The organism is Dictyobacter arantiisoli, assembly GCF_008326305.1.
GTDB classification, from domain to species: Bacteria; Chloroflexota; Ktedonobacteria; order Ktedonobacterales; family Ktedonobacteraceae; genus Dictyobacter; species Dictyobacter arantiisoli.
In genome coordinates this window covers 85,048-105,844 of sequence record NZ_BIXY01000009.1, presented here as the reverse complement: position 1 = coordinate 105,844, position 20,797 = coordinate 85,048, and the positions used below count along the sequence as shown (strand labels likewise).

The window sequence follows — 20,797 nt, the reverse complement described above, 5'->3', positions numbered from 1 at the left end:
TCCTCTCAGATTCCAATATTTTTCCAGAAAAATCCGCTCGCTAATTCGACAATCGCGCGCCGATAGGAGCGGCATACATGTGTACTGACTACGTAACTATTACTCTTTATCAATTAAGAAAGATAAAAAAACAGCGCTTCCTTCTTCTCTATACGTTCCACTAGATACGTCCCAATACCAGCGCCAGCAGCGCCATACGTGTATAAAGACCATTTCTAATTTGAGACCGTAAATAAACCGCCCGCTCATCTGCATCAACCGCCGGGTCAACCGATTCTACGCGTGGCAAAGGGTCCATCAGGATCATATCTTTCTTCGCGTAGGTCTTGAGCAATTCAGGGGTCGCAATTACAATTTCGTGTTGTGCCTGCTGATATTCCTCGGCAGAAGAGAAACGTTCTTTTTGAATGCGCGTCCAGTACCAGAAATCACAATCATGCGGGATTTCGCGCTCATTATGTATCTCAATCAACCGTAAACCGCGATCCTGCAAGCTCACAACTTCGTCGCGTGACAGGCTCAACTGATTTGGTGAAAGAATATACATGGTATTGTTGCCGAAGAGCGATAGCCCTCGCAACAATGAATGAATGGTACGGCTATTCAATGCATCACCAGCCATCATGCCGGTTATATTATCCAGGCGACCAAAGCGCTCATAGAGCGTGTACAGGTCCAGCAGCGTTTGTGTAGGATGTTCGTTGTTCCCATCACCTGCATTGATCACGGGCACATCTTCAGCAGCCCTGGCAGCCTGTTTGGCGGCACCAGAAATGCGATGCCGTAGAATAATAGCGTTTGAGTACGCCTCGATAACTCGAATAGTATCCTCAAAGGTTTCGCCTTTTGTGACCGAAGACACCGCTTCAGGATTCTGCATTTCTAATGTCTGTCCCCCCAGACGCTTGACGGCAGCGGCAAAGGAACTGAAGGTGCGACTTGAGGGCTCAAAAAAGAGCAGGGCAACTAGCAACCCTTCTAAGATGCGAGAAGGCTCATTATTCACCGCGATCTGCTTCATTTTTCCTGTAACATTGAACAGAATACTGAGATCATCTACGGAAAATTGATCCAAAGAAACGATATCCTTGCCCTGAAAACAACCATGAATCATCGGGACCTCAGGCTGCGGACGAGACGTAACTTGGTACATAAAACCTCCCACGATCAGTTACAACAACAGGTTGACAGGTCATCCTTTTCTTCCTGCTCATTCAACAATGCCTTGTGAATGCTTAACAGAAGAAAAAACGATCCTTCTACTATCGAATCATGCACGCGCAAAAAAATTCCTCACCCCCTGAAATAAAAGGAATGAGGAAAAATAGTTCTTCTAAAGAAACATTACCGGGACCTTCATGGAAATGGAATAGACGAAATATCTTTTGCTGTGCAATGTTGATATCTCGTAGCCTTTTACCCATGATGATGCCGTGTCCTTTGTATGAAATTTATTGGGAACCAATTCAAATTGTTACGAGTATACTCTACACAAATTATCTCTGTCAAGTTATTTTCACTATGTTTATTCTTTTCCCTATGGAGATAACCACCATATGCACTATGCTAAAGAGCAAGGTATTGATCTCCATAGGGGCAAAGAAGTCTATAAACGCACGCTAGAGTCGTGCATCGGACTCAGCAGTAGGATCGACCCCAACAGCAGCATCGGCCGCTGTAGCCTCTTCAGGTAAGGCTGTGCGCTCTCGTAATATCTGATAGAGTACAATCGCTGAAAAGGTCGCTACGCCAATGCCATCAAAGGTGATATTCCCAAATTTGACAACAATGCCCCCCACCATACCAGATCCAATGATCACTGACACGCCAGCGGTCAACAGATTGCGGCTCTTCGAAAAATCAACTTTATTTTCAACCCAGATACGGGCACCAGAGATCGCAATCAAACCAAAGAGGACAATCGACAGTCCCCCAAAGACACCAGTGGGAATTGTACTGATAATCGCACCAAATTTGGGACAAAAACCCAGCAAAATCGCAACCGCGCTGGCAACCACAAAGATAAGCGTCGAATAGATCCGCGTTACCGCCATCACACCAATATTTTCAGCATAGGTCGTCACACCAGTACCACCACCTGAGCCTGCAACCACGGTGGCAACCGCATCACCCAGAAAGGCTCGTCCTAGATATTTATCTAAATTACGGTCAGTCATCGAAGAAACCGCCCGCACATGCCCAATATTCTCAGCGATCAGGATGATGACCACCGGAGCGATTAGGGTCATGGCGCTCCCTGTGAATTTTGGCGTCTCGAAATGCGGCAAACCAATCCAGGCTGCAGCGCTCACTTTAGAGAAATCGAAATGCGGCCCGATGCCAACCAGCGAAAGAATAAGATTGACGACATAGCCAATAATACCGCCAATCAAAATGGATAAGCGACGTAGAGAGCCTGGAGCATAGACAGCGACCATTGCTACCGCGATCACAGTCACAGCCGCCATCCAGCCCGCAAAGGCACTGCCAGTCGCCTGCCCAATCGCAGCACCAGCCAGATTTAAACCTATAGAAGCGACCACCGCACCTGTGACAACCGGTGGCATGAGTACTTCAACCCATTTTGAACCTACCAGTATGACAATAATTGCCACAATCGCATAAATAATACCGACGGTAACAATACCTCCCAGAGCTACTGGAATATTAGGATTCAATCCGCCTGCTGTTGCGTGATATCCTGTCGCAGCTACCACTACGCCAATAAAGGCAAAACTTGATCCAAGGTAGCTTGGCACACGCCCACCCACGATCAAAAAGAAAATCAAGGTGCCGATACCAGAGAAAAAAATGGCAGTATTAGGATCAAAACCCATTGCCAGGGGCGCAAAGACGGTCGAGCCAAACATTGCCAGTACGTGTTGTAATCCCACCAGGATAGTTGGACCCCAGGGCAGACGCTCATCAGGACCAACAATACCACTGGTCTTCACCTTCCACTGCGGAAAATATGACTTCGACCTCTGCTCCTCAGCTACAACCCTATGATTGTTCTTTAATACACCCATCAAACGTTCCTCTCATCACTGTCTCAAAATAATTGCAGGGCTATGGGACAAAAAAAAACTCATCCAGCAGAGGGATGAGAGATAAAACCACGTCGTGCCACCAACTGCAATGCCTCCACTCCGCCTTTTGTGGGACGGGCGGCATAAGCGATGTGCTGCAGCTGTATGCATACTCATTCTGTCCAATACACAGAAACATAAATACAGGAAACCTTTCGTTAACACGACGTAGGGCTAGAATATGGCGGAAACTTGTGAAAGTATACGTGCTCCCTATCTAAAAGTCAAGCTTTACAAAAGCCACTATGGATATATTAGCTATATATACACTACAATCAATTCCATATATGCTAAAACAAGCTCAACCATGTAGTGCTTCTATCTCATCGCCTAATGAGATTCTATATTGAGCAACCGCACAGGCAACACCAGCAATCGTAACCTCGATGGCCGATGCAGCACGCTCAACAGAAACAAATACACGCCCATCACGCTGAATTTCAAATCCTTAGCTGGATTCCCTTTATGGGGCTCAAGTGAAAAGGCTTTCGTCGTGATAAACAGTAAATGACCAATATCCGCTTTCTCTTGTTTATCCAAAATAGCATAAGAGGACAGCACTGACAGCTTCCGTTGTAGTAGATACCACCAAACGGTCACTATTCGTACTGTCCTTATCTACAAAGAACCGTGTTAAATTAATTTTGTGCTCCAGAAGCAGCACTGGCGGCAGCGGTCGCTGTTGCGGCAGCAGCATCGCCAAAGCCCACCGCGGTTACATCAAAAATAAGAGTAGAGTTTTTGGGGATGACAATTTTCCCGCTTTGGTCCTTCTCATCATTGGCGCCATAACCCAGAGTAGGTGGAATAATTAAACGGCGCGTCTCACCAATTTTCATCCCAACCAGTCCTTCATCCCAACCTTTAATGACTTGAGAGAGGCCAAGCGAGACAGGAAAGGTTGAACCACCATGATCATAACTACTATCAAATTTCTTGCCGGTGCTCTGAACCCAACCGGTATATTCAACCGAGACGATACTGGTCGATGATACGGTCGCGCCATTACCCGGCTTGACTACAATGTACTGTAGGCCATCCGCCAGTTTGGTTGGCGTGATTGAAACAGCGGGAGGCGTAGCGGGTCCAGTGGGATTTTCCTTGATAAGTTGTTGGACGGTAGCCGTTGCCTGAGCAGCGGCAGCTACGCTTGTTTGTGTAGCCTGGATGACAACCTCATTTGCAGTAGCGGTCGCATTCACGTTGTCTTGCAGCGCATGATCCTCACTTTGACGTGCTGCTATCAAAACATAAGTCAAAGCAGCAATCAGAATGATAGCTGCAACCACCCCACTGAGGATCAGTCGGAAGCGGCGTTGACGACGTGTCTGTCGTTCCAGGCGCTCTTGCTTGCGTTGACCAGGACGGCCTCCACGTTCAGGTGGAGGATTCTTTTGATTTTTGATCGTCTGCGTCACGAAACTTTTTTCTCCTATGGATAGCTGTGGATAGCTGGCTTTATTATAGCAAGTCGAGGTTATCATTATTTTGAGCTTCTGGCAAGAGGAGATAAAAAGGAGAAAAGCTCAATGATTGCTTTACCTTGACATTCTTGCTACAATAGACTCAGCTACAGTACTACTCGAATCAGGAGTATACAGGTGACCAGGTCGTCTCATACTCACTATTTTCCATTCAGCGCGGAACAGCAGAGTAAAAGATTCTACCATCACTATAAGTCTGAACATTCGCTACTGCTCAGTCAATTTCATGGTGCCACAGAAGGTGCTGATTACTATGCCTATACGACATTGTTGCTCTCCCGCCTCATCTTCCTGTTTTTCCTCCAGGCGCGTGGATGGCTAGATAATGATAAGCACTATCTCTCCCATCACCTGCAATCTATGCAACAAAGTCTCGATCCGAACTGCTTTTATCGTGAATGTTTACTGCCACTCTTTTGTGCCTTGTATGAAGGCAACAAGCTTATAGAAGACCAGAGTTCACCACTCGGTTCTCTCCCAATGCTAGCACTTCCACTATTTCAACCTGTCGCGCTAGAACTGCGCCATCCACAATTGGTACTCTCGAATACCACATTTCGGCACCTGTTTGTACTCCTTGATTCACAGCAATGGCAACTCGATACACAGACGCTCCCTGGACAAGATACGCTCCAACCATCTGTTCTCGCTTACATCTTTGAGCATCAGAGCGATCAGAAGCAAACAGGGACGTATTATACACAAGAGGACATCGCTACCTATATTGCCAATGCGACAATCCTGCCACGTCTCTTTGCGATGGTAGCTGAAGAGCTGCTGGACGCGCCAGATATGCATGCTTCATACTGGCACTTATTAAGCGATAATCCTGACCGCTATATTCACGCCGCGTTACGACAGGAAACCTATCTCCCAGAAGAGACAGCGCGTGAATATACTCTGCGCCAGCGGCGTTATCATACACTCCTGGCCCAATTGCAATCTGGTTCTGTCCATTGTATAGCTGATTTTATCACCTATAACCTCGATCTGCAACGTTTTACGTTAGATATCCTCATGACCAGCCAACAACTTGATTTTCTACTGATATTTTTTAAGATGCTTGAAAGGATAACTGTGCTTGATCCTACATGTGGATCAGGAGCCTTTTTAGTGGCGGCAATGGAGATCCTACGCTCTCTCTACATGCTCTGTATTGAACGTATCGAGATCTTTCTGGCAGAGGCTTCTTTGCCAGCTATGACAACGATGAGCGAGCATGAAATTTCATCCCAACAACGACAGGCAAACCATCAGCAAAACGTTGCGAATGAGACACAGCTAGCCTGTCAGGCAATGATCGCGCGGATAAATCGGTATGTTACTCGCCAATACTTTATTCTCCATACCATTATTACCCACAATCTCTATGGGGTTGATCTGTCAGCAGAGGCTATTATCCATTGTCAGCTACGCCTCTATATGGCTCTGCTTGCTTCTGTAGAATACAGCAAGGATATTCTCCCCTTTTCACACCTACATTTTAATATTTATGAAGGGAATGCGCTGGTCAGAACGGCAGAGCAAGCACAAGCGACAAGTGAGGAACAGGCTCTTTTCCAATGGCAGCACACATTTACAGCGGTCTTTCAAAAGGGGGGCTTTGATGTCATTATTGGTAATCCTCCCTATCTTGAATACAGCAAGATCAAACAGATCTATCTGATTCAAGGCTACGAGGAGAAGAGTTGTGGCAATATTTACGCGGCTATCGTTGAACGTTCACTTACACTTTGTCAGGACAACACAGGCTACCTGGGGCTTATTGTGCCAATAAGCCTGTGTAGTAGCCAGCGTTTTGAACCGTTACGCCAGCAACTCCTGAATGCCACCTCACAGCTCTGGCTGGCAAACTTTGAGATCTTCCCCAGCCGCCTCTTTGAAGGGGCTTTCCAACGCATTTCAATCATTCTGGCTCAACATCGAGCTCCCAACCCACAAAAACAACCATCCAAACATGCACTCTATGTTACCAGAACACATCGCTGGTATAGTGCGGAACGTATCCATCTTCTGCCATTGCTCTATTACACACAGATCCAGGCGGTAATGCACGCCCCATTTGTTTTTCCTAAGGTAGCAGCTCCCTGTCAAGAGACTTTACTGCTCAAGCTAGTTCACAATCCCGAACAAACAAATATAGGAAATGTCATCGCTCGACAGCCAACCGCACACTTTATCTATTATCAGGAAGCTACTAATTATTGGACGAAAGCAATTTGCCATGTTCCCTTTTATAAAAAAAATGGAGTGATCATGCCTCCTCCTCATGGACGGTTTCTCTTCTTGCATGATCAACAAACAGCACAAACACTGATGGCACTCTTAAACAGTTCTCTCTTCTACGTCTGGTTCACAACCTATTCAGATGGGTTTCATCTTTCACATGCACTGGTCAAAAACTTTCCACTGCCGATAGATCTTCTCCATTCAGTAGAGTTATCTCAACTTGCAATCCAATTAGAAAGCGATATGCTTCGTCATGCACGCATTAGTACCCGCAATAGAAAGGAGAAGGCACAGACAGGCATAGAACCAGGACACCAGATCGAAATCACTGAGTATCACATACACTATTCCAAAGCGATTCTCGATCAAATCGATGAGATATTGGCACGTTATTATACTTTCACGCAAGAGGAACTAGATTTCATTATTCATTATGATAGTAAACACCGCATAGAACGACAACAGCGAAGAGAACAATCATGCAACAAATAAACTTGACTACTTTACAAATAAAAGGATAAACAGTATTATAAGCGAAAAATAGTTACGTCAAATGAGGCATAGACATGCTTACTACTGGATATTATTCATCTTTTCAGAATATTGAGCAGATCATTAAGCATTTCTATGATCGTTTTAAAGTGGAACGGACAACCTTTCAGAATCATTTTCAACTCCAGGACAGTTCACTCTCACGACAAGAACAGGAGCAACTGGCCTCTCTGCTGCTGAACCGTCTGATGTTTATCTACTTCCTCCAGACACGCGGCTTTTTGGATGGTGATCGTCACTATCTTAACCATCACCTCCAACGCACATGTCATGAAATTGGGCGGGATATGTTTTATTGCTCATTTCTGCCATTGCTCTTCCAAAAAGGATTAGGCATGCCCACCCATCCACCCCATATCGTGGCGCGACTTGGCAAGGTTCCCTATCTGGGCAGTAACCTCTTTACGCTGCGCGAGTTTGAATATCGTGAGCCTGCACTGCTCATTCCAGATGCAGCCTTTAAACGTCTTTTTACTTTCTTCGACCACTATCACTGGCATCTCGATGAACCACTCAGCAGGGAAAAAGGCAGCATTACACCCGATATTCTGGGCTACATTTTTGAACAATATGTCAATCAGCAACAGATGGGAGCTTACTACACGCGTGAAGATACCACCGCTTATATCGCCAACAATACCATCATTCCTTATTTCTTTGATGTGCTGGCCCAGAAAATCCCAACGACGTTTGCAGATGAAAGTCCCATCTGGCAATTACTCCAGAACACGCCAGAACGCTATATTCCTGAGGTCATAGCCAGCCCGCACTATCTACCTGATGAAACCCCACGTGAATATCTACAACGCCGCAACAGATATACCACAATACGAGAATGCCTCAGCACAGGACAGGTAAAACAAATTGACGATTTTATTTCGTATAATCTACATATTACGTGCTTTGCTCGCGATGTCATCTATTCGTTCTCCGACCCCGCATTATTACTGGCCTGTTATCAACAACTAACCAGCATAACCATTCTCGATCCCACCTGTGGATCAGGTGCCTTCTTGCTTGCCGCGCTTCGTACCCTGTTCCCTTTGTATGAAGCCTGCCTCGAACAACTGCAAAAACATGACGCCATGAACACTCTGCTCCCCCGACTATCTCAATGGCCTTATAGCATTTTAAAAACAATTATTACCAACAACCTTTATGGTATTGATATTATGGAAGAGGCAACTGAAATCTGTAAGCTCCACCTCTTCCTCAAACTACTGGCACAAGTCGAAACGATTGAAGACATTGAGCCATTACCTGATATTGATCATAATATTCACACAGGCAACACACTCATCGAATATATCCAGCAACCACAGGATATCTATCCAACTTCTTCCCATTTAGAGGCACCATCCCTACAGGAACACTGGCAGCAAGCATTCACAGATATATTAGCCGGTGGAGGTTTTGCTGTAATTATTGGGAACCCTCCATATGTCGAATATACCGAACAAACCTTCCCCTATTCGCTCAATCATTTTCATACCCGTGTCTGTGCTAATCTCTATACCTGTATTGTCGAGAGAAGTCAACAATTGCTCTCACCACAAGGACGCCATGGTATGATCCTGCCACTCGCGGCCTTTGCGACAAAAAACATGCAACCATTTCTGGAAATATTTCGCAACTGGTTCCCGGTCAGCTGGATCTCCTTTTATCACTTTCGCCCCTCTATGCTTTTCTCCGGCGGGAAGGTTGCCAGTATTCCAACTGCCATCTATCTTACGAAATCCCACGGACAGGAACAACGCTTTAGCACCCACTTGATCAAATGGGCGCAGGAACAACGTCCATTGCTCTTTGCACGCTTAAGTTATCATCAGATTAGCGCTCCGCGAGATCCTCTTAATCGTCATTACTACCCCAAAATTAGTCAACAGTGTGAGAATTTGATTTTAAGTAAAGTCCTGCAACATCAACCAATCAGCGCCTATCTCTCACGCATCCCCAATCACAATACAATGTATTATCGTACTGCGGGCGGACTTTACTGGAAAGTTTTTGTCAATTTCCCCTGGCCGTACCATACAACCTCAAATAAACAGTGTTTCTTTCGCGAAGGATATGAACGCGATGTCTTTGTCGCACTCTACAATAGTTCCCTCTTCTGGTGGTACTACACCATCACCTTTGATAGCTTTAACCTTAAAGATTACATGCTCTTTGGCTTCAGGTTCACCTATCCAGATAATCCATCCATCGTTCAACAACTCCAACACTATAGCCAACAACTGATGGAAGATTATTGCCGCTATGCCAAACATTTGAAACGAGGGCAAACAGGCAGCTACACCATCTATGCCAGGAAATCTAAAACGATTATTGATGCCATCGATACCATCCTGGCGCAACACTACGGCTTCACACCAGAAGAGTTAGACTTTATCCTCAACTATGACATCAAGTATCGCATGGGTCTCCTGCCAAATACCGATCTGCTCTGAGCAGCAAAATACTCTCTAGAGAACGGCTATCTTTTGGCAAGACAATGGGATCGATTTCGTTCCGCTTAAAGCGCTGCGCTTTCCGAGACGCTCCATGTATCCCGAAGCATCAACAGTTCCCCAGATGAGAGTCTGCGCTATGGCAGACCTGCGCCCACAAGCATGCTCAACAATCCCCAATCAGATAAAACAGCCAGACGACGCCGCTGATAACCATAAAATTTTTCAAACAGCAAGCTACCTCTTCCATTGCATGGTACTAGACAAAAGCGCGCCAAAAATTTACTATTATACTATGCATTGGAATGTCTATCATTTTGCCTCATGCATATTCAAAGTGTAACAGGAAATATCAAATATACTTATTGTGGTGATATTTACAGGCAAAGGATGTCACGAACGTTGGCTTTCTTTGATCGTATCAAAACAAAACGTTATTGCATCCCTTTAGAAACAACTTGAAGCAGTGGGAAAGGGCCATAGAAACATGCGAATCAGCCAGCGCGATTGGCTCCTGACACCAATCACACGCCAGAAGGCAGCTCTCTTTAGCGTTGTGGGCATTAGCATGGTAGCCCTCCTGCTTTTGACACTGCATTATTGTATGGCCCCTGCTCTGCTGCCCAGAAGCTCAAATAATGCCAATAACCTGACCATCGCCGTTGATGCAGGCTTTGACAATACCTATCGTTCAGGTTACTGGACGCCAGTGCATGTGACCATAAATAATAGTGGCCCGGCATTTCAAGGCACTCTCGCTGTCCAGACATTCTCCGGAGGCAGCATGGCACAACATATAGATGCTCTCTCTCCCTGGAGTTTCAATCAATCTATTGCTCTGGCACAAGGTACACAAAAGCAATATACTCTCTATGCACCTCGGTATAGTGGCAATCTGCTCACACGCGGCTTTCTCGCGACAATCAGCGACGAGAATGGGAAAACAATCAACCAGCAGGTCAGTCGTCAGGGTTACGAAGTTCAGGCTGGTGATACCCTCGTAGGTATCCTTTCAGACGACACAGCTCTTTCAGCGCAACTCACCAAAATCACGCTGATTAATCAATCCACATCAGTCAATGTAACCCATCTTGATGCTCGCACAATGCCTACGCTAGAAGCAGTCCTCGAAAATTTTGATGTGATAGTGCTCGACAACTTTGCAACGAATACATTAAATATACAGCAGTTAGAAACTTTGCAAACATGGGTCAACCGTGGAGGTATTTTGCTCGAAGTAGGTGGTTTAAGCTGGCAACGGACATTTACAGGATTACCCTCAACACTTCTCCCTGTCACCATGCAAGGACTGAGCCTTTTGCCAGCGCAAACACATTTACTCTCTTTTAACGGCGACTTCTCTGCCACCAGTACCAGTGATATTCCACCACTGCAACCAACTATCAGTACAGCAACCATCCATCAGCAAAGTGCGTTCTCAAACAGCAAAACGATTGTCAGCGAAAATAACATTCCCCTCATCGTACAAGGTCATCAGGGCGCGGGAAGTATCGTCTATCTCGCATTTGATCCTGCCGCGCTTCCCCTGGATACCTGGTCTGTATCTCCTTCCTTATGGCAAGCGCTACTCCAGCGTACGCTAAGCGATAGATTATTGATTGCCAGTGGCGCACAAAACTATGACGGTGGTCCCGGCCAGATTTTGACCCGTGGTGGGATCGTTAATTTTCTTCTTCCCGACATGTCTTCAGGAACTTTCCAATTATTTCTCCTCTTGATCGGCTACCTGCTCTGCCTGGGACCGATTCGTCTCTGGATGGTGCGTAAACACCATCAGGCTCGTTTCTGGCACTGGCGCGTGATCCTCAGCAGCATATTGATTTTTTCATTACTTTCCTATGGCGTTGCCTACTATCAAAAAAACAGAGCCGTGAATAGTAATAGTGTTTCCTTGATTCAAATTAATCAGAATGGCAATGCAGCACATATCACCACTTATCTGGGCATCCTGTCTCCTAACCAGGGCAATGTTCAACTACAAATCCCTGGCACCAATCTCACAGAACCTATTGATGGACAGTATCTTACCTCAAATACAACCCTACCAGCACAATCCATGAATAGCATAGCAGCCAGGATTACATATACGAACAAGACAACCGATGTTGTTATGAACAATAGCCATCTCTGGTCAATGGACCCGATGTTCTCTGAACAGGATCTGCAATTGCAGGGTAATCTGACTGGCCATCTTACCTTACGTGACAATCACGTTCTTGGCGTGATTCATAACAACCTGCACACAACATTGAGTGATACCTATGTACTCTTTCCACATACAGCCATTCCGCTCGGCCACTTTGCTATCAACCAAACCCGCAGTTTTGATATTCAACTGAAAAGTACCATCCCGGCGCTGGAACAAACGCTGGCGGAACAGATTGCCAGGCAAACTGGTTTACCAGGACAATACTTTCCCTATCAACAAAAAAAACAGCCTGCCACACCACTTCAGCAACATGTTGCGCTACTATCGGCGTTGAGTGGTGTCGGCTACAACTATGCTGCCTGTGAAGGTTCTTGTTTGACGCATGCCATTGCCAATAAGGGCAATATTTACGTCACAGGAGGACAAATTCCTGATCCCAACATGAAAAATGATTATGATCCACTTCTCATTCCTGGAGCGCAGGCTACTTTGATCGGATGGGCCGATAGCCCCTTAAATGGACAACAAGAGCCAACCATTAACAATCTCACGCCACATGGGCAACACATCAATTTTCTACAGATGCCTCTCTCCATGGATTTCACAGGCTTGATGACGATCCCACAGGATGTGGTTGTGGGAAATATTATTGGCATTAACAGTTATGATGCAGGTGCTATTTTGCCCGGAGCATATACTCTTTCGACAGGAAATGTACGCTTTGAGCTACCATTGCCAGCCACCTCGCACATCTCTATACGAAGTATCACCATCACCATCCCCAATCTGATCACCCATCCAGCAGGCCCGGGGTCCAGTACGACCGCTCGTGGGGGCAATATACGGGCCAAAATTTATAACTGGCAAAGCCAGAAGTGGGAAGGAATGCCACTGGCGAGTGATGATACCTTTACTACCCAGCAGCCAGAGACCTATACCGGGCTATATGGACGTATCTTAATGCAGATTAGCAGCAAAACGTCAACCGCCATTTACTTTGGGAAACCACTCCTCAGTATTAGTGGCAACGCATTGCCCTGATACTGACAAACCGATACCTCACCAACCCAACGGCTGACAGTTGCAGCATTCACACTATCTGTGCCGCCACCTCAACGACTAACGACTAAAGTATCCCTGCTGAGATGACGATTGATTCGTATACAGAGATTTATCAATGTGGCACCATGTCCTACCTTGCTTGTGGAAATATGTGTGAAGGAGACAAGTGTGAAAAAAATGAACGAGAGACGCTCAAAGTACCTCTCCATCATCGTCCCCGTTTACAATGAAGAAGAGAGTATTCCATACCTGCATGAACGCCTGGAACATATCTTAAGCCAGCAATCCTTTACCTACGAAATCATCTATATTGATGACGGCAGTAGTGACAGTACATTCAAACAACTCAATCAACTGGTTGAACACGATGAACATGTACGCATCGTGCGTTTTCGTCGTAATTTCGGACAAACAGCTGCCATGGCGGCAGGGGTAGCCTACAGTCAGGGAGAAATCCTTGTCTTTATGGATGGCGATCTCCAAAATGATCCAATTGATATCCCACGCCTGATTGAGAAGATTGAAGAAGGATATGATGTGGTCAGCGGTTGGCGTAAAGATCGCCAGGATGCGCAATGGAGCCGCAAATTCCCATCCCAGCTCGCCAATCAATTGATCTCGCAAGTCACCGGGGTTCATCTGCACGATTATGGCTGTACCCTCAAAGCCTATCGGCATGAGGTGTTCCGTCATATTCATCTCTATGGAGAGATGCACCGCTTCATTCCAGCCTACGCAGCCCTGGCGGGTGCCAGGATTACTGAACTTGCAGTTACACATCATGCACGTCAATTCGGTAAATCCAAATATGGCATTTCTCGCGTTGTACGCGTGCTCCTCGATCTCACAACCTTAAAATTCCTGGGAAGCTTTGGAAAGAAACCACTCTATGCGTTTGGTATCCCTGGCCTGACCTCTTTGGGATTAGGAATCAGCACAGGGCTGTATGCTTTGGGACGAACAGTGCTCCCGTCACAGCAACATCGTCAACGTTCACCGTTGTTTCCTACAGCCCTGCTCTTTACAAGCTTTGGTCTGCTCAGCATCTTCTCTGGTCTGATCGCCGAACTGCTCACACGTACCTACCATGAAACGCAGGATAAGCCCATCTATGTTGTGAAACAGATACACCCTGATCAAGGTAAAACAATGCCACTTATTGAACAACAAACGCACAACCAGGAACAAACCAAAACGCAGAAGAATGGTCAGAAGGAAATTGCTTCTAGCCATTAAACTACTACATTCCATAGGTCAGCGCAGTACAACAAACACACAAACCTGATCACTGATAGAAAGAGACGCCCTTACAAAGTGTTTAATTCCCATGCTCACCACGATCTCTGTGCATGAGTTTTCGTACCTACGGTGCTCAAAAGGGTTTCGTCAGCGCCCACCTGTGGGTGAGCCACAAAAACCCGATGGGAGTGGGAATCAAACACTTTGTTAGCTCGACTTTGTACATTTTTAGGCTTTTGAGCCTGAGAAAAAGGGTGAGTGCGACGCATTTTCGAGCTCACGTTTTCAAGTTGTACAAAGTCGAGGTTAGACAATGAGAGGATTAAGCAGTGAAAATCTTAATGATTGCCCCTCAACCATTTTTAGAAGAACGCGGAGCACCATTTGCTATCTACCATCATATTAAAGCGCTTTTATACATGGGTCACACGGTTGATCTCGTCACCTATCACATTGGGAAACCAGTTGATCTACCAGGGCTCCGTATTCTGCGTATCCCAGCTATTCCTGGTCTCCATCAAGTAAAAGTTGGACCTTCGATGGCGAAATTCCCATTAGATCTTCTTGTCTTTCTGTTCGCCCTCTGGCGTCTCTGTATCAGTCGCTATGACTGCCTGCACACGCATGAAGAGGCTGGAGCAATGGGAATTCTCTTAAGCGCGCTGTTTGGACGCAAGCATCTCTACTATATGCACTCTGACCTCTCACAGCAGATTGTAAGCTCTGAATTTACGCATAATCCCTGGCTGATTCGTATTGTCGAGATTGTACAGAAGTGGATTGTACAAAAAGCACATGCGGTCATCGCCATCTGTCCCGATATTGAAGGAACCGCACGCAGTATGACTTCAAAAACGCCCATTTATATGATCGAAAACTCTGCCGTTGATGAGAGCTTACCCGCTCCATCCCAGGCAGAAATCGCGTTGACACGCCAGGAACTCGGTCTGGGAACAGGACCAGTTCTGGTTTATACCGGCACCTTAGAAACATACCAGGGAATCGAGCGCCTGATCCGTAGTATTCCCGCCGTACACAAAATGTTTCCAGATGCGACCTATGTGCTGGTCGGAGGTCAAAATGCTCAGATTGAGCGCCTGTATGCACAGGCGAAGGAGCTTGGTGTTCACCATGTTATCCGCTTTGTTGGACAACATCCCCTGGCGGAAATGCCAAAGTATATGGCCCTGGCAGATATATTGCTCAGTCCACGTAGTAAAGGGACCAACACACCTTTAAAACTATATACCTATCTCCACTCAGGAAAACCAATTCTGGCAACAGAGATTTATTCACAAACACAGGTTCTCTCACCGGATATCGCGCTGCTAGTTCCCCCAACTGCTGAAGGGCTATCACAGGGGGCAATCGAGTTGCTCAGTGATCCCCAGCAGGCTAAAGTATTGGGAGAAAAAGGACGACTATTCGCAGAAGAGCACTATAGCTGGCGGGTGTTTCTCAAGAAAAGCATGGCTGTCCAGGAAGAATTTGCTGCCAACTTGCAACTTACAGCCGCCTAGCTCATGACATTCAACCGGATATACTGAAAAGAGACAAGCATCTGATGTACGAGCTACATCTAGTCATCGCTTAAAAACGGAGGAAGAATATCATGCGCTGTTTAGTTACGGGTGCCGCAGGTTTCGTTGGCTCTCATCTGACCGAGCGTTTACTGGCAGATGGACATGAAGTTTGTGGAATTGACGCCTTCATCGACTATTATGATCGCGCAATCAAAGAAAAGAATCTGCAAGGTCCACGTTCATGGGATACATTTACATTCATTGAAGGTAATCTCATCCATCTTCCTCTAGCAAAACTGCTTGAAGGGGTAGATTGGATTTTCCATCAGGCAGCACAGGCCGGGGTGCGCGCCAGTTGGGGTGAGGAGTTTGCTCGCTATACAGAATGCAATGTTCTGGCGACCCAGCGCCTGCTGGAAACCGCACTTCAGGTAGGCAATATCAAACGTATTGTCTACGCGTCTTCATCTTCTGTCTATGGCGATGCCATGACCTTTCCAATTGTGGAAGATAGTCAACTGCGGCCATTTTCTCCTTATGGGGTAACCAAGCTAGCTGCAGAAAATCTCTGCAGCCTCTATTATCATAATTTTCAGGTTCCTACAGTCTCACTACGTTACTTTACCGTCTATGGTCCACGTCAACGGCCAGATATGGCCTTTCATAAATTTTGTAAAGCCATCCTGGAACATGAGCCCATTCGAATTTTTGATGATGGTTTTCAAACACGAGATTTTACCTTCATTTCAGATGTGGTAGAAGCGAACATTCGTGCGGCGACCTCGGAGGAGGCAATTGGCAAGGTCATGAATATCGCAGGGGGATCGCGGGTCACGTTGAGAAGTGTCATCGATATGTTGGCAGAGGTGAGTAGTAGCAAGCTACAGGTTGCGTTTGAAGCCAAACAACATGGAGATGTGCGCCATACCTACGCTGACACCAGACGAGCACAACAATACCTGAATTACCATCCCTTAATTACACTCCAGCAAGGGCTCGCTGAAGAATTCGAATACACACAATCAATCTATCAGCTCATGCAACCTGCTTAGCACCAACACATACAACGATAAAAAAATGCCTGGTGGAGCATATAAAGCGGTTTCTGAGCCATTTATATGCTCCATCACATACAAATGCGGAGGTGTGATGAGCATTCCACTATCAGAAAAACCCATTTCTGAAAGCGATCTACAGCAACCGGAGACACCAAAGTCAATGGATGAGCGGCAGCCTCCTCCCATTGAGAAACCACGCACACGTTGGCCCAAATTTGCCTTACGCCTGCTCTGCACAATACTGCTGCTGGCCTTTCTCTTTCACTCTTTCTCCTGGTCAAACGTGCTACAGAAATTGCAACACATTGACGATGGAGAAGTAATAGTCGCGGTGATTGTTGGGATAATTGGGGTCGTCCTGAGTGCCTATCAATGGCAAAGCTTATTGGATGGAGAACGTATCCGTATGGATCTCAGACGCCTCATCAATCTTTACTTTATTGGCATCTCATTTAACCATTTTTTACCAACCGGGATGGGAGGTGATGTCGTCAAGGCCTACTATGTAGGACGCGAGGCACACAATACAGTCGGCTCCGCCAGCGCGGTGATCATGAGTCGCGTGACCGGCTTTGCAGGCATGTTGCTCCTCACTATTCCCACGCTGATCATCTGGCATACGCTGTTTTCGACCTGGATCATGATCACCTTTGGCATTGCCTGCCTGATCATGTGTAGCGCACTGGTCTGTGTTTACTTTATGGCAGCGCTATTGCCAGGATTTATCAAAGGAAAATGGGCCACCTATCGCAGTGTGAAATCAGTCCTGGCAATCGGCCTGACATTACGTGAAAGTCTCAAACATCCAAAAGCACTGTGTATAGCGATAGCATTCGGTTTCCTTTTTCATGTCAGTGCTGCACTTAACTATTATGGATTTGCGACCCTTTTGCATATGCACATTCCACTGCCATTTTACCTGATAGCGGTTCCATTGGTTTCACTTATTGCCTTTCTACCCACAACCATTAATGGATATGGCTTGCGCGAAAATGCATTTATCGGCATCTTCGCAAGCATGCATGTTGATATAGCAACCGCAACAGCGCTCATCCTGCTTATGGATGCCCAGGGCATTTTCTTCGGCGTTGTAGGAGGCATCCTGTACTTACTCAGACATGAGAAGAAAACGACGGAGATACCAGACAATCACACAGTATCCATGCAGAAACAAGTGGCTTGAGCAATGTATACGGCAGATCATTGACTTCATAGCCCCGACAGGGAATGAACTTATTGAGCAATGGAGAAAATACTATGGATGAAAGACGATCGTCAGTATTGCCTGACTATCCAGAATCTCCCTCTGAGCACAAGCCACAGCCAAAAAAGGAGCCAGGTTCGGAAAAGGAGATAACCACAGACAATAAACATGCTGAGTGTGAATATCAAGCAACAAATGAAGCATTGTTGTTACCCCCACGTGCTCATAAGTCAACCAGAAACAAACAGAACCAGACCTGGCGCTCCCGCTCATCTACTATTGCCCTGGCCCTGACCCTGACCGTCTTACTGGGGGTTGTCATCTATACACTCTGGTATTCTATGCTAGCGACACAACAGATCACCGCATTTCGTGTGGGCATGCAACACACCGTCGTAGATACAGTGGGAGGCGGCGGCCTTGTGGCGGCTAAACAAACGTTTAACGTTCAATTTCCGCTCCCTGAGCATGTCCTGACCATCATGGCTCAGCCAGGGGATCATGTGAAGATCAATCAGCCATTGATTCGGCTTGACGCAACACAACTTAATGCCCAGGTACAACAAGCGTTCAATGATGCGGCTGCGGCACAGGCTTACCTGAACTCGGTATCCAGTGGAGCGATTAATCCAGTAACGGTAGCTGCGGCACAGAACGCCTATCAGGTCGCCAATAACCATTATCACGCACTCGTTGCCCAGACCAACAGCCCTACACTACGGAATGGGAATCTGATCTCACCAGTCAATGGTGTCGTTGTGAACGTACTCATCAATCCTGGCGAGGTATTCGGAGCCAACGAAATACTGATGACATTGATGGATCAATCCTCGGTCATCGTGCACACACAATTACCACTTGCCAATTTACAACAAATCCATCTTGGAGCACCGGCGCAGATTACCCCATCAGCCTTACCAAACATCAACCTCAAAGGTACCGTTACAGGCATTATTCCACAAGTGAATCCGCAAACCGATACATTCCAGGTAGATGTGACAGTGGCACAGCCACAACAAATACTCCTCTCAGGCATGAGTGCGTTCGTCCGTGTCCAGAGTCAACAAGATGCTTTCGTGATACCACGGATCGCAGTCCTTAATCCCGATACCGAATCGACCGTCTTCGTGATACACAATGGGCGAGCCTATATGCAGCAGGTACATATCGCTGGCTCAGCACCAGATATCATCTATGTCGATAGTGGATTGTCGCTTAACGATCAAATCGTTGTCCTACCTTTGAATCGCCTGCACAATGGACAACAGGTCACGATTAATACCGTTGAGCGATAAAGCGGGAGAAGGTGGAGAAGGTGGAGAAAAACATGCTTACATTACGCCAGCCCTGGTCCGCTCACAGGAGTTGGGCACCATATCGAGTAATTCTCCCAGCTATCACAGGATGTATGATGCTCATCGCCAGCATACTTCCCTGGTTCAATGATCCAGGTGGTACAAAGCTGACGGCATGGCAGTTGCCAGTCGATCTCGGCTGGCAACTACGCTTCGGATTCCTCAACTATGGGCTACTTTGCACATGTTGTACGCTTACCATCTTTACGATCAGCTGGCAAGCATGGCAAATATTCCATGCACAACAGAGTGCTGATCCTACGCAGCTTCTGGCTACAGCACATATTGACATGAAACAGCGTTATCGACAGGCCTATCTCCTCTGTCTGCTGCCATCTGCGCTGTTTCTGTTTCAATTTCTTGTGGCCGATATGGGAATGATGGCTGAGGTCGCACGCAATCAAATTCAACTTGAACTGGCGCGCTCCCACTTTGGCTATGCCACAATGCCTGAATTTATGCCCATACTCCCATTTACGTTGCATCCTTTGCACCTGTCAGATCGCATTGCAATTCTGTTTGATCAGATAGGCCTGGGATTCTTTATGCCACTATTCAGCCTTCTTGCATTATGGCTGACGCGTGCATTCTGGTCACATTCTACCCAGCAAACAGGATGGGTACAACCGCCTCTGAGTCGCCAGCACCACCTGCTCACCTATGGCCTGGCACTGCTGGGCATACTTATACTGGGACGTCCCTCACTAGCACTGCTCAGCCACTACCAGGCGGTACATGCGCTGGATGCAGGGAATTACAGCAAAGCCCTGCAATGGCTGGATCAAGCTCGCCTGCTTAATCCAACACTGGACGCGCTCCCTGATTATCATAGCGAACGCGGCCAGGCTCAATACTTTCTACATCCACAACACCCGGGCATCGAGAGCGAGACATATCTCGGTGCATACTACCTGACGCAAAACGACATCTACACATCCTATCAAACATTGCAGAACGCCTGGCATGCTTATCCACACACGCCCTGGCTCAGGGATGAGTTAAGTATTGCCCTGGCCCAACTGGCTGAAATGAATAAGCCACTCAACGGTCCCAGCCAGGCACGTCTCGTTAATGATGAACCAGCATTACCCTGGCTTGATGAACTTATTAACATCGATAGCAGCAATGTCTATGCCCAATTTACGACAGGGCGAATTCTCTGCGAACTTCATGCCTATGGTAGTTGTGAAGCGCATATGCGTGTGGTTCTCAATCTGCAACAAAGCCCTGAACTACGGTCGGCTGCCTATACGTATATTGCTATCAGCAGATTCGGCTTAGGAGATACGATTAATGCGCGCGAGTATCTGTATAAAGCACAGGATTTCGATCCCTCCTATCGAAACAACACCGCTCGCCAGTATATGTCGGGAATGCGTTAA

12 protein-coding genes are annotated in these 20,797 nt (G+C 46.6%); 9 read left to right on the top strand and 3 right to left on the bottom strand.

What is annotated here, in order from left to right:
- Positions 1 to 160: 160 nt before the first annotated feature.
- The 3 genes from pyrB to F1593_RS04860 form a co-directional block, all read right to left on the bottom strand.
- Entirely contained in the window at positions 161 to 1,114 is a 954-nt protein-coding gene (gene pyrB / locus F1593_RS04870; protein WP_268907014.1) for an aspartate carbamoyltransferase, read from the bottom strand.
- 505 nt (positions 1,115 to 1,619) lie between these two features.
- Positions 1,620 to 3,029 carry a solute carrier family 23 protein gene (locus F1593_RS04865; RefSeq protein WP_149400422.1) on the bottom strand — a complete coding sequence of 470 codons (1,410 nt, stop codon included), beginning with the start codon at positions 3,027 to 3,029 and terminating at the stop codon, positions 1,620 to 1,622.
- A gap of 698 nt (positions 3,030 to 3,727) precedes the next feature.
- Positions 3,728 to 4,507: an FKBP-type peptidyl-prolyl cis-trans isomerase gene (locus tag F1593_RS04860; RefSeq protein ID WP_216368781.1), complete on the bottom strand. Its 780-nt coding sequence runs from the start codon at positions 4,505 to 4,507 to the stop codon at positions 3,728 to 3,730.
- 183 nt (positions 4,508 to 4,690) lie between these two features.
- On the opposite strand from F1593_RS04860, the gene F1593_RS04855 reads away from it, so the two are divergent.
- The 9 genes from F1593_RS04855 to F1593_RS04815 all read left to right on the top strand — a co-directional run bounded on the left by F1593_RS04855 (position 4,691) and on the right by F1593_RS04815 (position 20,797).
- Positions 4,691 to 7,294 carry an Eco57I restriction-modification methylase domain-containing protein gene (locus F1593_RS04855; protein ID WP_149400420.1) on the top strand — a complete coding sequence of 868 codons (2,604 nt, stop codon included), beginning with the start codon at positions 4,691 to 4,693 and terminating at the stop codon, positions 7,292 to 7,294.
- Between the two features lie 74 nt (positions 7,295 to 7,368).
- Positions 7,369 to 9,804, top strand: coding sequence for an Eco57I restriction-modification methylase domain-containing protein (locus tag F1593_RS04850; protein ID WP_149400419.1), 2,436 nt, complete (start codon positions 7,369 to 7,371; stop codon positions 9,802 to 9,804).
- A gap of 487 nt (positions 9,805 to 10,291) precedes the next feature.
- Positions 10,292 to 13,015: a DUF8815 domain-containing protein gene (locus F1593_RS04845; protein ID WP_149400418.1), complete on the top strand. Its 2,724-nt coding sequence runs from the start codon at positions 10,292 to 10,294 to the stop codon at positions 13,013 to 13,015.
- Positions 13,016 to 13,213: 198 nt separating this feature from the next.
- On the top strand, positions 13,214 to 14,272 hold the full coding sequence (locus tag F1593_RS04840; RefSeq protein ID WP_149400433.1) for a glycosyltransferase family 2 protein: 1,059 nt from the start codon (positions 13,214 to 13,216) through the stop codon (positions 14,270 to 14,272).
- A gap of 332 nt (positions 14,273 to 14,604) precedes the next feature.
- Positions 14,605 to 15,795: a glycosyltransferase family 4 protein gene (locus F1593_RS04835; protein ID WP_149400417.1), complete on the top strand. Its 1,191-nt coding sequence runs from the start codon at positions 14,605 to 14,607 to the stop codon at positions 15,793 to 15,795.
- A 92-nt stretch (positions 15,796 to 15,887) separates the two neighbouring features.
- On the top strand, positions 15,888 to 16,850 hold the full coding sequence (locus tag F1593_RS04830) for an NAD-dependent epimerase/dehydratase family protein (RefSeq protein WP_216368779.1): 963 nt from the start codon (positions 15,888 to 15,890) through the stop codon (positions 16,848 to 16,850).
- 97 nt (positions 16,851 to 16,947) lie between these two features.
- Entirely contained in the window at positions 16,948 to 18,039 is a 1,092-nt protein-coding gene (locus F1593_RS04825) for a lysylphosphatidylglycerol synthase transmembrane domain-containing protein (RefSeq protein ID WP_172631864.1), read from the top strand.
- Between the two features lie 74 nt (positions 18,040 to 18,113).
- Positions 18,114 to 19,355: an efflux RND transporter periplasmic adaptor subunit gene (locus F1593_RS04820; RefSeq protein ID WP_172631863.1), complete on the top strand. Its 1,242-nt coding sequence runs from the start codon at positions 18,114 to 18,116 to the stop codon at positions 19,353 to 19,355.
- 32 nt (positions 19,356 to 19,387) lie between these two features.
- Complete coding sequence (locus tag F1593_RS04815; RefSeq protein WP_149400413.1) at positions 19,388 to 20,797, top strand: tetratricopeptide repeat protein; 1,410 nt, start codon at positions 19,388 to 19,390, stop codon at positions 20,795 to 20,797.